The sequence below is a fragment of the Avibacterium sp. 21-594 genome (assembly GCF_026226815.1).
Taxonomy (GTDB): domain Bacteria; phylum Pseudomonadota; class Gammaproteobacteria; order Enterobacterales; family Pasteurellaceae; genus Avibacterium; species Avibacterium avium.
Map to the genome: position 1 here is coordinate 1841411 of NZ_JAKKOC010000001.1, position 15002 is coordinate 1856412.

The following is a 15002-nucleotide window of genomic DNA, read 5'->3' on the forward strand; positions in this document are numbered from 1 at the left end:
TATGAAAAAGCTGTCACAGATGTTTAATAGCAGCCTATTTTGGATTTTGCTCGCGTTGTTGGGCTTTATCTGTTTGCCTTCTATGGCGTTGTATTACGGTTTGGCGGAATCCACGCCTGATGAAATTTATGAAGCAATGGGCTGGGCGAGCTTTAATTTAAGTTGGTTTTGGTTTGCTGCATTAGCCTTTGTGCCAATTCTATCTGCCATTTTCAAAGGGAAAGGGGAACGGCAGCAAGGTATAGCAGAATTTCTGGCGGTGTTGGCGATTTTCCTATTTGTGTTTATTTCTGCCACAATAGAAAAATTCAATCTCGGCTATTCCGTTTTTGTCCTAATGTTGAGCCTGATTGCCCTTGCCACTCAAGGCTTGGCAAAGATGAAGGTGATGCAAGGGGATAAATTCATCATCGCCTCGCTGATTAGCATTGTCTTGCTGATTTTCTTTTTTATTGTGTATCCCACCTTGGCGATTTTTATCTCGATGTTTTACGACAACGGGGAATTTGTGCCAAGCCAAGTAATCAGCATTGTCGAAAAACCTTACATCATTCGGATAATCGGTAATTCCCTTAGTGTAGCAATTACGGTGGGCATTTTAGCCACATTATTTGGTTTGATTTTTGCTCTTTACACCACACGCATTGCCAAACGCACCGCCGTGATCGGAAAAATTTTCTCCATTTTGCCGATTGTGACCCCGCCTTTTGTGGTAGGGCTAGGGGTAACCCTAATGCTTGGGCGTTCAGGTTATGTTACTGAGTTTTTAGTAGAATATTTTGGCTTTAGCAGCAACTGGTTATATGGTTTTACTGGGATTATCATCGCCCACACGCTTGCGCTAACGCCAATGGCTTTTATGATTTTAGAAGGGGCGTTAAAATCCATTCACCCGTCTATTGAAGAAGCGGCATATACGTTGCGCTCAAACCGCTATCAAGCCTTTTTTAATATCATTTTCCCCCTACTCAAACCAGCGCTTGCCAATGCCTTTTTAGTGGTGGCAATCCAATCTTTGGCGGATTTTAGTACCCCACTTGTGCTAGGTGGTAGCTTTGATGTGATTTCTTCGCAAATTTATTTCTACATTGCAGGCTCGCAGTTAGACTACGCTTCAGCCAGCACCTTAGGCAGTATTTTGCTGATCTTCTCTTTGGCGATTTTTGTGATCCAATATTTATGGATCGGCAATCGCTCTTATGTTACCGTTTCAGGCAAATCCTATCGCGGTGATGTGCAAGATTTGCCAAGTGCGATGAAATTTTTCATTATTTTTACCCTTGGTTTCTGGATGCTGTTTAATGCGGTGCTATACGGCAGTATTTTCTACGGTAGCTTCACGATGAACTGGGGCGTGGATTACACTTTCACCTTTAAACATTATCTCACCTTATTCGGACAAGGCTTTAGTGACGGTGCTTGGCCATCACTGATTCATACGGTGATTTTTGCCGCCACCGCAGCTCCAATTACAGCGATTTTTGGCTTATTGATAGCCTACATCACCGTGCGCCGTGATTTTAAAGGCAAGAAAACCCTTGAATTTTTAACCTTACTTTGCTTTGCCGTACCGGGAACGGTGGCGGGGGTTTCCTATATTCTTGCCTTTAACAATGCACCAATTTATATCACGGGGACAAGCATCATCATCGTACTTTCAATGGTAATGCGTAATATGCCTGTGGGTATGCGTGCTGCCGTGGCAGGTTTAGGACAGCTTGATAAATCCCTTGATGAAGCCTCGCTTTCACTCAAAGGCAGCTCGTTAAAAACCATTTGGTATATTGTGTTCCCACTGCTTAAGCCCGCGTTGCTTTCCGCTTTGGTAACCAGTTTTGTACGCGCAATGACTACGGTCAGCGCCATTGTCTTCTTAGTTACCGCAGATACAAGGGTTGCCACTTCTTACATTCTAAACCGCGTGGAAGACGGCGAATACGGCGTTGCCATTGCTTATGGCTCAATTTTAATCGTGGTAATGATGGCAATTATTTTGCTATTTGACTGGTTGGTGGGCGACACGCGAATTGCTCGTTCTAAAGCGAAAAAAATGAATTAATAGGTTGTAAAAATGAAGAATAATGATTTTTTAGTGTTAAAAAATGTGACCAAATCCTTTGGTAAAGCGGTGGTGATCGATGATCTCAATCTTTCCATTAAACAAGGCTCAATGGTTACCCTGCTCGGGCCATCTGGTTGCGGAAAAACCACCGTGCTACGCCTTGTGGCTGGGCTAGAAAGCCCTACTTCAGGACAGATTTTTATTGATGGAGAAGATGTTACTAAATCTTCCATTCAAAATCGTGATATTTGTATCGTGTTTCAGTCTTATGCGCTGTTTCCGCATATGTCCATTGGGGATAATGTGGGCTACGGTTTGCGTATGCAGGGCGTGGGATCAGCAGAGCGCAGACAGCGAGTTAAAGAAGCCTTGGAATTGGTGGATTTGGCAGGCTTTGAAGATCGCTATGTGGATCAAATCTCAGGTGGTCAGCAACAACGTGTCGCTTTAGCGCGTGCGCTGGTGCTAAAGCCCAAAGTGTTATTGTTTGACGAACCACTGAGCAACCTTGACGCCAATTTACGCCGTAGTATGCGTGAAAAAATTCGCGAGCTGCAACAACGCCTTGGTATCACGTCCCTTTATGTTACTCACGATCAAAGCGAAGCATTCGCCGTGTCTGATGAAGTGATCGTAATGCACAAGGGCAAAATTATGCAAAAGGCTTCTGCGAAAGAACTTTATCAGCACCCTAACTCGTTGTTTTTAGCGAATTTTATGGGGGAAAGTAGCATCTTTGACGGCAAACTTGAAAACGGCACGATAACGGTTAATCAATATGCGTTCACCTTGCCAAATGTGCAATCCTTCGGTTTGCCAGACGGAGAATGTTTAGTCGGCATTCGCCCTGAAGCGGTACGCCTTTCAGCGCAAGGCGATGCGGCTCAACGCTGTGAAATTCAAAGCGCGGTGTATATGGGCAATCACTGGGAAATTGTAGCGCAATGGGGCGGCAAATCGCTACTCATCAATTGCCAACCTGATAGCTTTGATCCTGCTATCAAACAAGCCTATGTGCATTTTGCTGACTATGGGGTTTTCTTACTGAAAAAAGAATAGTGCATTTCGTTGCAATGGCTTACAACAGCCGATTAAAAAAGTGCGGTGGAAAATTTAGCAAAAAACCACCGCACTTTTTATTATCTGACTTTATTTTGCAGAACATTTTCTGTACTTTTCTGCGCCAGCTTTTGCTGCTTTTTCTGTTCACGCCGTTTTTGAAAGAAAGCGCTGAGTTTTTGGCTACATTCTTCTTGCAGTACACCGCCGGTAATTTCAAGGCTGTGGTTCATTTTATAATCATCAAAAAAATGAAAACGTGAACCCACTGCCCCAGTTTTGAGATCATAAGCCCCGAACACTAACCGTTTGATTCGACTATGTAAAATCGCCCCTGCGCACATTGTGCAAGGTTCAAGGGTAACGTACAGGGTGGTATTGAGTAAGCGGTAGTTTTGTTGTACTTGTCCTGCTTGGCGGAGTGCGACAATTTCTGCGTGAGCGGTGGGATCGTGCTGAAGAATAGATAGATTCCAGCCTTCTGCCACAATATTTCCTTCATCATCAACTAACACCGCACCTACAGGAATTTCCCCTAAGGCTTCCGCTTTATCGGCAAGGCTTAGGGCGTAACGCATCATTTTTTCATCAAAATCTGACCGCACTTTTATTCCCTCAATGTGTAATTCGTGTGAAAAATCAGCCATAAATTGGCTGATTGGGAAAATAAAGTGCGGTGCTTTTTGGCGCAATTTTTTCATTTTGCTCTTTTTATCTTACACCGAGAAAGGATATTTAATCGCAGGGTGAGATTCATAGCCAATCACCTTGAAATCGTCCATTGTTACCCAAGTTTCCAGATCTTCAAGGGTTTTGATGTCGGGATTAATTTCTAACTTCGGTAGTGGCAATGGCTCACGCTTGAGTTGAACATTTTGCATAAGTTCAAGCTGATCTTCATAAATATGCGCATTGACGATTTTATGATACGCCATTCCTGCTTTTTTCCCTGTAATCTGCGCCATTAATGCTAAGAAAGTAAACACTTGAATTTGATTAAAATTCAGCCCGAGTGGCACATCGCAAGAACGCTGATAGCTGGTTAAATAGAGCGTATCGCCCAGCAAAGAAAAGGTGTGGGTGTGCATACAAGGGCGCAAACAGCCGAGTTCAATTTCACCTGGGTTATAAAACGTGATAATTTCGCCACGATCGTCTAGCCCTTTGGTTAAGTTATTCACTACCTTACGCAATTGGTCGAGGGTTTCACCGTTAGGTTTACGCCAAGCGCGCCCTTGTACGCCGTAAACACGCCCCATATCGTCTGTGCCTTTGCGGTGTGGATTATTCAACCAAGCCTGATTTTCATTGGCGTTGGCGTCCCACGTTTTTGTGCCAAGCTGGCGGAAATCTGCGGCGTTGTCATAGCCACGAATATAGCCTAAGAATTCCGCAATGGCCGCTTTCCAATAGCTTTTTCGCGTAGTGATTAGTGGAAATTCATTGTCCGCCACATTGTAGGTAAGATCAGCGTTAATTAGGGTTAAACAACGTTTTCCAGTACGTTCATTTTCCACCCAAGTGCCGTTATCAATAATGTTTTGGCATAAATCTAAGTATTGACGCATTGTAAATTTCCCCTATTTTTTCACCGCTCTTTTATAAGCCATCAGCATAATTAGCGCACCGAGCAAAATCATTGGCAATGAAAGAATTTGCCCCATTGAAATGTGCTGTTGGAAGAATAAGCCGAGCTGCGCATCAGGCTCACGGAAATATTCAATAATAAAACGGAATGTGCCGTAGCCGACTAAAAATAGCCCTGCCACCGAACCTGCTGGACGTGGCTTTTTAATAAACAGATTAAGGATAATAAATAACACCAAGCCCTCTAACACCGCTTCGTAAAGTTGCGAAGGGTGGCGCGGTAAATAACCGCCAGAAGGGAACAATACCGCCCAAGGTACGTCTGTTACACGCCCCCAAAGCTCATCATTAATAAAGTTACCAATACGCCCCATTCCTAAGCCAAAAGGAATAAGCGGCGCAACAAAATCTGCTGTCGCCCAAAAGCCGCGATGTTGTAATTTTGCGGTGATAAACATTGCCAAAATCACACCAATTAAGCCGCCGTGGAAAGACATTCCCCCTTCCCACACGCGGAATAAATACATCGGATCTTGCAAGAAATAATCGAACTGGTAGAACATCACATAACCGATACGTCCACCAAGAAATACGCCAAGAAAACCGTTAAATAATAGGCTGTCCACTTGTTCTGTTGTCCAGCCGCTATTTGGGCGGTTAGCACGGCGAACCGCAAGCCAGCGCGCAAATACAAAGCCGATTAAATACATTAATCCATACCAACGCAAGGCAACAGGGCCAAGTTGGAAAATCACAGGATCAAATTGGGGGAAAGTTAAAAATTGTGAAGTCATACAGTTCCTTTATTTCATAAGCATATTGATCGCAATACAGATCAATAACACAGCAAAATAACGTTTGAGGGTTTTCACCGGCAATTTATCTGTGGTGCTAGCCCCAAGTTTTGAAGTAAAAAATGAGGTTGCCGTAATCCCCACCACAGCAGGTAAATACACATAACCTAATGAATAACTTGGCATATTTGCTTGTCCCCAGCCGCCCACAATAAAGCTTAGCATTCCTGAAAGTCCAAGCAACATTCCACAGAATGCTGATGAGCCGATGGCTTTTTTCATTTCAATACCACGCCCATTCAAAAATGGCACAATAAAACCACCGCCGCCAATGCCCGCAATGCTGGAGGCTATCCCAATCAGAATCCCACCAATCACAGAAGAGGTAGTAGTGAGCGCTTTTTTCACTTCTTTCGGTTTAATCGAAAGCAACATTTTCACCGCGAGATACACTACCAAGCAGGCAAATAATTTGCTTGATACGCTTTTATCTAAATTGCCGACAAAAAGCCCTGAAATAAAGGTCGTTACCATAATCACAGGAGCAAGCACTTTCACCGCAGGCCAAACAATATTGCCGAGCTTGTGATGACGTTGCGCCGAAGAAAAGCCTGTTACCACAATGGTGGCGAAAGAGGTTCCCAATGCTGTGGACATCAAAAGTTCGCTAGGCACATCAACCATTGGCAATAAATAAACCAACACGGGAACAATAATCAGCCCGCCGCCAATGCCAAATAAGCCCGCTAAAAAGCCGACCACACAGCCGACAATTAAACAAATAAGAAAAAAGCTCAGCATTATGCCCCCCTTGTTCGATGAAATGAACGTTTATGAAATTTGCCTGATGAATATTTTTTACCAGAATGTTTGTTCGCCGTATTTGTTGCAGAATGGGTTGGCGAAGATTTCTGTTCTTGAGAATAGGAATTTGGCTGATTTTTTCCATTAAATAATACCGCCGCAAATTCCTTCATTGCCTTGCGGTACACTTCTTTTTTGAAAGGCACAACCTGACGCACAGGATACCAAAAACTCACCCAACGCCAGCCATCAAATTCTGGCGATTTGGTGGTTTGCATATTAATATCTTTTTCGTCCGAAACTAATTGCAATAAGAACCAACGTTGTTTTTGTCCGATGCACATTGGTTTGCTGTCGTAGCGTAATAAGCGTTTAGGAAGTTTATAGCGCAGCCATTGTTTTGAAACATAAAGCAATTTAACATCTTTACGGGTTAAACCCACTTCTTCAAAAAGCTCACGATACATCGCCTGCTCAGCCGTTTCATTATCATTTATGCCGCCTTGCGGAAACTGCCACGAGTTTTGCCCATAGCGTTTCGCCCACAAAACCTGACCTTTACGGTTACAAATAACAATTCCCACATTCGGACGGTAGCCATCGAAATCGATCACTATCGTTCACCTTAGTTTTAAAAATTTTAAATTCTGAATTGGTGAATTGTTTCACAAACTCAAGGTTTTAACAACCCGCAAACACGCTTTTAAGGCGGTTTTCTATCAGAATTTAACTCAATAAAATCTTCCCACCTGTTAATAAATTGAATAAAAATCACAACGCTGTGTATAACATTGTGAAAAGTGCGGGAATAAAATTAAATTATTTGTGTATAAGGATAAAAAATCCTTTATTTCAAAATAAGTTAAAACAGATCCTTGCTTATCATTAAGATCTAAAATCAAGATCCAAGATCGCATTTTTTTACTCCAATTACCGCTTAGAAAAAAATCATACTGTATTTTTATCAGGATTTTCACCGCACTTTTATTGCCAAACTGTGAGTTATTCAGCATTTTTGTGGATAAAATTGTGGTTTTATACAGAATAGGTGGGAATTAAATGCTAAGTTTGCCATAAGCACAATAAGAAAAAAGAATAAAACCATTAAAAATCAAAATGATAGCGTAATCAAAAAGTGTTTTAGCATTGTGAGTTAAAGGCTCAAAAAGGACTGATTATTAATTAATCGAAGATCAAAGTGCGGTGCTTTTTTCTCGCATTTTTTATAAAACTAGCCCTAAAACTTGACCTTTACCAGCTGTTAAACCTTATACTATGGCAAATTTTTATTTAGGATCATTTATGCACCATCACCACCACGATCACGGCTCACAAAATCAACGCATTTTAGCTTTCAGTTTTGCCATTATCACCGCTTATATGGTGATCGAATTTCTCGGCGGCTATTATTTCAACAGCTTAACATTAATGGCGGACGCAGGTCATATGGCAAACGACAGCCTTTCTTTATTGCTTGCCTTTGTTGCTCTATTTTTCAGCCATAAAACACAAAAATATTTCGCTCTGCTCAATGCAGTTTCTTTAATTATTGTGGCGATTTGGATTTTATGGGAAGCCCTTGAACGCTGGCAAAATCCTTTACTGATTAATGCCTTACCAATGCTAGGCGTGGCGATTGTGGGGCTGTTGGTCAATGTGATTGTGGCGTGGTTAATGCTAAAAAGTGATCACGAAAACCTAAATATTCGTGCCGCCTATTTACACGTTTTGGCTGATTTATTTGGCTCTGTTATCGCCATTATTGCGGGGCTAAGCGCGTGGCTGTGGCAAATTCAGTGGATAGATATTGTCGCCAGCGCCATTTTAAGTGTGTTTATTTTGCGCAGTGGGGTGAGTATTGTGTAGCAAATTCTCATCAAGCAAGATAAGCAAAAACCACATTCTCACTCCCATTAAAAAATGCTCCCTGCCCTAATATAAGGGAATAAGGGAGCATTCTTCTATTTACTTATCCTTAGCTGTTTATTCTTCGTGGCTAAATAGCGCTTCGATAAATTCATCAGCTTGGAATGGGCGTAGATCTTCAATTTTTTCCCCAACACCAATATAACGAATCGGTAATTTGAATTGATCGGCGATGGCGAAAATCACGCCGCCTTTGGCTGTGCCGTCTAATTTAGTTAAGCTAATTCCTGTTAAACCTACTGCTTCGTTGAATAATTTGGCTTGGCTAATGGCGTTTTGCCCTGTGCCCGCATCAAGGGTAAGCATAATTTCGTGCGGCGCGGTTTCATCGTATTTTTTCATTACGCGAACGATTTTTTTCAGCTCGTCCATTAGATTATTTTTATTCTGCAAACGCCCTGCGGTATCGGCAATCAAAATATCAATATTACGCGCAGCCGCCGATTGCATTGCATCATAGATCACCGAAGCGGAATCCGCTCCCGTGCTTTGTGCCACCACAGGAATATTATTGCGTTCTCCCCACACTTGAAGCTGTTCCACCGCAGCGGCACGGAAAGTATCCCCTGCGGCCAACATTACCGATTTGCCTTGCATTTGGAATTGGCGCGCAAGTTTACCAATGGTCGTGGTTTTCCCTACGCCATTGACGCCCACCATTAAAATCACATAAGGCTTTTTGCTGGTATCAATTTCTAAAGGCTGCGCCACAGGCTTGATAATCTCTGCGAGTTCTAATTTTAATTGTTGATACAGTAAATCCGCATCTTTTAGCTGCTTGCGGCTAGCGTGCTGCGTTAAGTTATTGATAATTTTAGTGGTTGTTGGCATACCAATATCAGCGATGAGCAACTGTTCTTCTAATTCTTCAAACAGATCATCATCAATTTTTTTGCCCGAAAATAGCCCGAAAAAGCCCGAACCAATATTTTGTTTGGTGCGAATTAAGCCTTTTACCAAACGGCTAAAAAAGCCCCCTTCGCTTGGTTTTTCTTGCGTTGAAATTTCTGGATTTTCTACCGCACTTGGTTCTTGCGGAAGCTCGGTTTGCTCTACGATTTCTGTTTCTTGCGCTAAAACTTCGGAACTTTCCACCGCACTTGGTTGTTGCGAAAGTTCGGCTTGCTCTACGATTTCTGCTTCTTGCGCTAAAACTTCGGGATTTTCCACCGCACTTGGTTCTTGCGGAAGTTCTGCCTGCTCCACAATTTCTGTTTCTTGCACCAAAACTTCCGGATTTTCCACCGCACTTGGTTCTTGCGGAAGCTCTGCTTGCTCGGTGATTTCTGTTTCTTGCACTAAAACTTCTGGATTTTCCACCGCACTTGGCTCTTGCGGAAGCTCTGCTTGCTCTATGATTTCTGTTTCTTCCACCAAAACTTCTGGATTTTCCACCGCACTTGGTTCTTGCGGAAGTTCCGTTTGCTCGGTGATTTCTGTTTCTTGCACTAAAACTTCTGGATTTTCTACCGCACTTGGTTCTTGCGGAAGTTCTGTTTGCTCTACGGTTTCTGTTTCTTGCACCTCAGCTTGGTTCGATGTTTCTTCTTTCTTTTTTCCTAATCCAAACCAAGACCAAAAACCACCTTTTTTATTTTTTTCTGCCATAAATTACTCGCTATTATGAAAAAATTACTGATTTTCTGAATTTTATACTAAACTATGCCACCTGATTTTATTCTGTTACCGAACGCAAAAATCGGCTGGAAATGGGCATTGAGTTCAGCGAAAAGTTTGCATAGTTTATCATAATTTGGCGAATCCCTATGAAAAAAAATCCTGCGACACGTAAGCAACATACTAATCTGGCAAAAGGTGAAGTCCGTATTATTGCAGGGCTTTGGCGTGGGCGGAAATTGCCTGTGTTGAATGCGGAAGGACTTCGTCCAACAGGTGATCGCGTGAAAGAAACGCTATTTAACTGGCTGATGCCTTATATTGTGGACGCGACTTGCTTAGATTGTTTTGCTGGCAGCGGTTCATTGGGGTTAGAAGCGCTTTCACGCCAAGCCAAGCAAGTGACCTTTTTGGAACTCAATAAGCAAGTGGCAAAGCAACTCACGCAAAATCTACAGCAGCTTAAATGTACGCCACAGCAAGGACGTGTGATTAACCAAGATAGCTTGCATTATTTACAGCAACCAGAGCCAAAACCTGTGTTTGACTTGGTGTTTCTCGATCCGCCTTTTCATTTTGATCTCGCACAACAAGCCGTTGATTTGCTGATTAAATTTAATTGGCTTAAGCCCAATGCGCTAATTTATGTGGAAACGGAAAAAAACAAAACCCTAAGCGTGCCAGATAATTGGCAAATATTAAAAGAAAAAACCACTGGGCAAGTGAGTTATCGGTTATATCAATTTCTTGAGAGAAGATAATAATATTTTTCCTTAGAATGATAATCAAGAGAATAAATCTCTATTATTTTATCACCGACTGGAAATTGGTTTATTTTTGAAGTGTTTAATAATGAATTTGGAATAAATTTAGCATTATCATTAATTAGTGTAATGGCAAATTGGTTTTTATTCTGTTTAGCTTTAATTGCCGCATCAAAGCTAAGATGTAAATATAACGAGTGTTCAGTAGATAATGTTGCCTTATCTGTAATTATTAATGGAATATATTTAAGTAATTTTAACTTAATGAATGTAGTGCCATCATCTTTTACTTCTACCTTAGACAAATCAATACTTTTACTCAATGCACTTTCAAAGAATGCTTTAGCTCCTTCTTTATATTTTATACCGCAAAGATGCATAAAGTTACTCTTTCTAAAATAAATCGATATCTCAACGTGTTTTGTCTTATAAACAACTTCTTTGTTAATAAATGTTCTTTGTAGAAAATCGGCTATTTGATAAATATCATTAATATATTTCTTCAATCTTTCTTGCTGATTATTTGCCATACTTCAAAATCCTAGATATAAAAAAAGCCTACATAATGATCTGCCCCCAAAAAGTTAGACTATATTCTAATTTAATTCAAGGACTGAGTTCTGTATTCCACAGGGCTTAGTCCTTTGAGCTTCACTTGAATACGCTCATTGTTGTAGTAATGAATGTACTCGTGAATCACTTTTTCAAGCTGTTCAAAGGTTTTAAACCGCTTGCCAAAGTAACATTCCGTCTTCAATCGCCCGAAAAAGCTTTCCATCGCACCATTATCAAGGCAATTGCCTTTTCTCGACATACTTTGCGTAATACCGTGTTTTTTCAATATCTCTCGATAACCCATCATTTGATACTGCCATCCTTGGTCGGAATGCAGTATCGGTTTTTCCCCCGCTAATCGGTTCACCGCCTGGGTCAACATTCTGGTTATCTGCTCAAAATTCGGACTTCTCGCCACATCATAAGCAATAATTTCGTTATTAAACAAGTCTTTAATCGGCGATAAATACACTTTGCCTTCCGCACATTTGAACTCGGTGATATCCGTTACCCACTTCTCATTCGGCATCGTTGCCGTAAAATCCCGTTGCAACAGATTATCGGCAATGTGTCCCACTTTGCCTTGGTAAGAACGATATTTTTTCTGCTTACTTTTTCCTTTTAACCCCAAACGTTGCATTATCGCTAGCACCCTTTTGTGGTTGATAATCAAGTATTTCCTTAATTCCAAGGTAATTCGACGATAACCATAATTTTCGTCATTTTTGCGATAAATTTCCTCTATTTTCTGTGAAATCACTACATTTTTATCTGCCTTTGGCTTGAGATGATAAAAGAACGAACTGCGTGCCAATCCGATTAGCCTGAGTAACAATTCCAACGGGAAACGCGAGCGTAAGGCATTTACGATGACGGCTTTTTCTGCATTTTTTGTTGGTTGAGTTCCTGCAACTTTTTTAGCATTGCATTCTCCGCTTCTAATTCCAAAATTCGGTAACGCAAGCGTTCTTCTTCTGTTTTGGGCGTTGGTGGCATTTTAGGCGAGTTGAGTTTCATACTTGGACGACCTTTAGGTTTGAGTAATAACCCATCTATACCTTGTTTTTCAAAGCGTTGCAACCATTGACTAATTATCCCTGAACTGGGGATATCAAAGCGAAAGCAGGCGGCTTCAGCGGAGCACTGGCCTTTTTTGATAGCTTGAATAACCTTTAATTTAAACTCAACAGAATAATATCGTTTTTTACCTAACACAGCTAATCCATTGATTCCATTATGATTAAATTTCGCAATCCAACGTGCTAACGTTCTTTGAGGAAGCTGAAAATACTGGCGAGTAAGCGAACGGTTTTTTCCATTTTGATGATAAAAGTCGAGCACTTGTTGTTTGAAACGTTGAGTATATTTAGTCATAAAAAATCTGCACCTTAATCAGTTGGTTGTTTAGTCCAACTTTTGGGGTGCAGATCAATAAGTAGGCTTTTCTAGAATAAAAATGGTTGGTTTATTTTGGTGCCTGCCACCCATAGGCGCTTACGTCCTAGCTTTGTTTCAGGTTTATTTTGGTGCCTGCCACCCATAGGCTCTTATGTCCTAGTTTTATTTCAGGTTATTATCGAGCCAACCCTCGCCTACTTATTCTGTGCTTTTAAATTATTTTGTCAAGCTTTTTAACTCCTTCGATATAAGCCATTTTCGCTCACTACCAAACCTTGCAATTCCAAACTTAATAATTGTGTGAGTAGTACATCAATGGATAAAGATAAGCGGGCGGAAAGCTCGTCAAGGCTGATGGCAATATGGCTAAGTTGAGCGTAAAGTTCGGGGTGGCTTGGCGGTTCAGATTGTTGTGGGGCTGCTCTTTTAGTTTGGGGGCGAATTGGGTTAAATGGGAGAGCTTGCTGTTTTGGCGGTGTGTACAATGATGCGGCATAGCCGTAATTCGGCAGATTATCCACAATGTCCTGCACATTTTCCACCAGTGTAGCGCCTTGTTTAATCAATTTATGGCAGCCTTCACTGAAGCCATTTTGGATATTACCGGGGAGCGCAAAGATTTCTCGATTTTGCTCAAGGGCGTAGCGTGCGGTGATCAATGAACCACTTCGTTCTGTGGCTTCAATGATCAATGTACCAAGAGAAAGCCCGCTGATAATACGATTGCGGCGTGGAAAATTCTCTGCCACGGGCGGTTGGTTGGGTAGAAACTCAGAAACCAATGCCCCGTTATTCTCAATAATTTGTTGCGCTAAGCCACGATGTTTAGTGGGATAAACCGCATTCAGTCCACTACCTAATACGGCAATAGTCTGCCCTTTTTGTGCTACCACCGCTTGATGACAAAAACCGTCAATACCTAGTGCCAAACCACTAGTAATGACAAAACCTGCCTGATTTAATTCTTGAGCGAAAAACTTCGCCCAATATTCTCCATAATTAGAGCAATAACGGCTGCCCACAATAGCAATTTGCGGTTGCGCAAGTGCGGTAAATTTTCCTTGTAAAAATAGCAGTGGTGGCACTGAAGGAATTTGTTTTAACAAATAAGGATAATCTTGCTCAGTAAAATTAAGCAAAAAATTGCCCGCACTTTGCGCCCAATCTAACGCAGGATCGATAAATTTACGCTCAGGATTAAACCAGCGCTGAATTTGGCTCTCAGTCCACCCCATTTGTTTGAAAGCAATCGTGTCATAGTCTAAAAGCTGTTCAGGGCTAATTTCGGCCAGTATTTTTTGAATCCTATGCGCACCAAGTTTTGGCACTTGCAATAAGCGAAGTAACAGTTCATTGATCTTCATTGTGCAAACTTCATAATAAAACACTGATGCAATTATCAAGGAAGATCCTATTTTTAGGGGAAATAAAGAAATGTTTTGCGATCGGGATCGAAAAAATAGTCATAACGCCACAATATTGTGGCGTTATCGGTGATATTTATCTCAAAAGTGCGGTGATTTTTAGGCTAATTTTGCGGGGATCTGTGGTGCTTTCAAACGATGTAATTGCGTGCCTTCAAGATTGATATTGCCAAAACGTGAATGACCATTGTTCCAATCTTCTACCGCTTGGCGTAAGGCATCTTGACTGTCTGCCACGAAATTCCACCAAACTAAGGTTTTATGTGGTAATGGTTCTCCGCCTAGCAGCATAATATGGCTGCCAGCTTCGCCCTTGATTTTGAATTCGTGAGCTTGGCAATCCGTTAAGCTAACCAATTGATCTTGTTGGTAAACTTGTCCTTCAATTTCTACTTCACCTTTCAGCACAAGTACGCCATATTCAAAATATGGCTGTTGTTCTATGGTAATGGTTTGGCCTTGCTGAAATTGAATATCTACACCAACTAATGGGCTATATTGCTGAGTTGGTGCGGCTCTGCCTTGATAACTACCTGTGGTTAAAATGTAATTCACGCCATTTTCTTGCCATTCAGGCAACTCAGGATAATGTTGAAAATTTGGCTCAATGTCTTGATCCATTGGAAGCGCAATCCAAAGTTGTACTGCGTGAAGCTGATGCACGCCCTCAGGGGTTTGTTCCGTATGACTAATGCCACGCTGAGTGCCTGTGCCTGCGGTCATTAAGTTCACTTGTTTTGGCTTAATTAATTGACGATAACCAAGGCTGTCTTGGTGCCAAACTTCCCCCTCTAGCATCCAAGTGAAAGTTTGCAAATTAGTATGTGGGTGTGCGCCTACTTGTAAACCTGCATTATCATCAGCAAACTCCGATGGCCCTGCGTGATCAAGAAAACACCACGCGCCAATGGTGCGTTTACCCGCTTGTGGTAGCAGACGCGCGACAGGGATTCCGCCTACATCTTTAGTAATTGCATTTAATTTATCTACGCTCATTTTCACTCCTTATGCT

At 41.7% G+C, this 15002-nt stretch carries 14 protein-coding genes; 4 read left to right on the forward strand and 10 right to left on the reverse strand.

From position 1 onward, the window contains the following. Window position 1 precedes the first annotated feature (1 nt). On the forward strand, window positions 2-2059 hold the full coding sequence (locus L5B76_RS08820) for an ABC transporter permease (protein WP_265755114.1): 2058 nt from the start codon (window positions 2-4) through the stop codon (window positions 2057-2059). A gap of 12 nt (window positions 2060-2071) precedes the next feature. Then, window positions 2072-3121, forward strand: a complete 1050-nt coding sequence (fbpC, locus tag L5B76_RS08825; RefSeq protein WP_265755115.1) for a ferric ABC transporter ATP-binding protein — start codon at window positions 2072-2074, stop codon at window positions 3119-3121. A gap of 80 nt (window positions 3122-3201) precedes the next feature. Here fbpC and tadA read toward each other — a convergent pair whose 3' ends face one another. The 5 genes from tadA to rppH form a co-directional block, all read right to left on the reverse strand. After that, on the reverse strand, window positions 3202-3741 hold the full coding sequence (gene tadA, locus L5B76_RS08830) for a tRNA adenosine(34) deaminase TadA (protein WP_265755546.1): 540 nt from the start codon (window positions 3739-3741) through the stop codon (window positions 3202-3204). Between the two features lie 96 nt (window positions 3742-3837). After that, on the reverse strand, window positions 3838-4689 hold the full coding sequence (locus tag L5B76_RS08835) for a thymidylate synthase (RefSeq protein WP_265755116.1): 852 nt from the start codon (window positions 4687-4689) through the stop codon (window positions 3838-3840). 12 nt (window positions 4690-4701) lie between these two features. Continuing rightward, window positions 4702-5502: a prolipoprotein diacylglyceryl transferase gene (gene lgt / locus L5B76_RS08840; RefSeq protein WP_265755117.1), complete on the reverse strand. Its 801-nt coding sequence runs from the start codon at window positions 5500-5502 to the stop codon at window positions 4702-4704. A gap of 9 nt (window positions 5503-5511) precedes the next feature. Then, on the reverse strand, window positions 5512-6303 hold the full coding sequence (locus L5B76_RS08845) for a sulfite exporter TauE/SafE family protein (RefSeq protein ID WP_103854039.1): 792 nt from the start codon (window positions 6301-6303) through the stop codon (window positions 5512-5514). Further along, the gene (gene rppH, locus L5B76_RS08850) at window positions 6303-6920 is read right to left on the reverse strand and encodes an RNA pyrophosphohydrolase (RefSeq protein WP_265755118.1); all 618 of its coding nucleotides are present in this window, start codon (window positions 6918-6920) and stop codon (window positions 6303-6305) included. The genes L5B76_RS08845 and rppH overlap by 1 nt, the downstream gene beginning before the upstream one ends. Before the next feature lie 688 nt (window positions 6921-7608). Between rppH and L5B76_RS08855 the strand changes: the two genes are divergently transcribed. Continuing rightward, window positions 7609-8172, forward strand: coding sequence for a cation diffusion facilitator family transporter (locus L5B76_RS08855; protein ID WP_265755119.1), 564 nt, complete (start codon window positions 7609-7611; stop codon window positions 8170-8172). 117 nt (window positions 8173-8289) lie between these two features. Here the strand turns inward: L5B76_RS08855 and ftsY are convergent, their stop codons facing one another. Further along, window positions 8290-9840, reverse strand: a complete 1551-nt coding sequence (ftsY, locus tag L5B76_RS08860; RefSeq protein WP_265755120.1) for a signal recognition particle-docking protein FtsY — start codon at window positions 9838-9840, stop codon at window positions 8290-8292. Window positions 9841-9998: 158 nt separating this feature from the next. Between ftsY and rsmD the strand changes: the two genes are divergently transcribed. Further along, complete coding sequence (gene rsmD, locus L5B76_RS08865) at window positions 9999-10610, forward strand: 16S rRNA (guanine(966)-N(2))-methyltransferase RsmD (RefSeq protein WP_265755121.1); 612 nt, start codon at window positions 9999-10001, stop codon at window positions 10608-10610. Here rsmD and L5B76_RS08870 read toward each other — a convergent pair. The 4 genes from L5B76_RS08870 to L5B76_RS08885 all read right to left on the reverse strand — a co-directional run bounded on the left by L5B76_RS08870 (window position 10589) and on the right by L5B76_RS08885 (window position 14986). Next, a complete protein-coding gene (locus L5B76_RS08870) occupies window positions 10589-11143 on the reverse strand; it encodes a PBECR4 domain-containing protein (RefSeq protein ID WP_265755122.1) in 555 nt (184 codons plus the stop codon). The genes rsmD and L5B76_RS08870 overlap by 22 nt on opposite strands. A gap of 71 nt (window positions 11144-11214) precedes the next feature. Continuing rightward, a protein-coding gene (locus L5B76_RS08875) for an IS3 family transposase (protein WP_265754395.1) occupies window positions 11215-12542 on the reverse strand; the annotation gives its coding sequence in 2 pieces (ribosomal slippage) (window positions 11215-12092 and window positions 12092-12542; 1329 coding nt in all). A 257-nt stretch (window positions 12543-12799) separates the two neighbouring features. Beyond that, the gene (gene dprA / locus L5B76_RS08880; RefSeq protein WP_268738888.1) at window positions 12800-13930 is read right to left on the reverse strand and encodes a DNA-processing protein DprA; all 1131 of its coding nucleotides are present in this window, start codon (window positions 13928-13930) and stop codon (window positions 12800-12802) included. 159 nt (window positions 13931-14089) lie between these two features. Then, a complete protein-coding gene (locus L5B76_RS08885; RefSeq protein WP_265755123.1) occupies window positions 14090-14986 on the reverse strand; it encodes a pirin family protein in 897 nt (298 codons plus the stop codon). Window positions 14987-15002 lie beyond the last annotated feature (16 nt).

Bases quoted from the DNA above. Each gene is read 5' to 3' on its own strand.
- L5B76_RS08820 (WP_265755114.1), top strand. From the start codon at position 2: ATGAAAAAGCTGTCACAGATGTTTAATAGCAGCCTATTTTGGATTTTG.
- fbpC (WP_265755115.1), top strand. From the start codon at position 2,072: ATGAAGAATAATGATTTTTTAGTGTTAAAAAATGTGACCAAATCCTTT.
- L5B76_RS08835 (WP_265755116.1), bottom strand. From the start codon at position 4,689: ATGCGTCAATACTTAGATTTATGCCAAAACATTATTGATAACGGCACT.
- lgt (WP_265755117.1), bottom strand. From the start codon at position 5,502: ATGACTTCACAATTTTTAACTTTCCCCCAATTTGATCCTGTGATTTTC.
- L5B76_RS08845 (WP_103854039.1), bottom strand. From the start codon at position 6,303: ATGCTGAGCTTTTTTCTTATTTGTTTAATTGTCGGCTGTGTGGTCGGC.
- L5B76_RS08855 (WP_265755119.1), top strand. From the start codon at position 7,609: ATGCACCATCACCACCACGATCACGGCTCACAAAATCAACGCATTTTA.
- ftsY (WP_265755120.1), bottom strand. From the start codon at position 9,840: ATGGCAGAAAAAAATAAAAAAGGTGGTTTTTGGTCTTGGTTTGGATTA.
- rsmD (WP_265755121.1), top strand. From the start codon at position 9,999: ATGAAAAAAAATCCTGCGACACGTAAGCAACATACTAATCTGGCAAAA.
- L5B76_RS08870 (WP_265755122.1), bottom strand. From the start codon at position 11,143: ATGGCAAATAATCAGCAAGAAAGATTGAAGAAATATATTAATGATATT.
- dprA (WP_268738888.1), bottom strand. From the start codon at position 13,930: ATGAAGATCAATGAACTGTTACTTCGCTTATTGCAAGTGCCAAAACTT.
- L5B76_RS08885 (WP_265755123.1), bottom strand. From the start codon at position 14,986: ATGAGCGTAGATAAATTAAATGCAATTACTAAAGATGTAGGCGGAATC.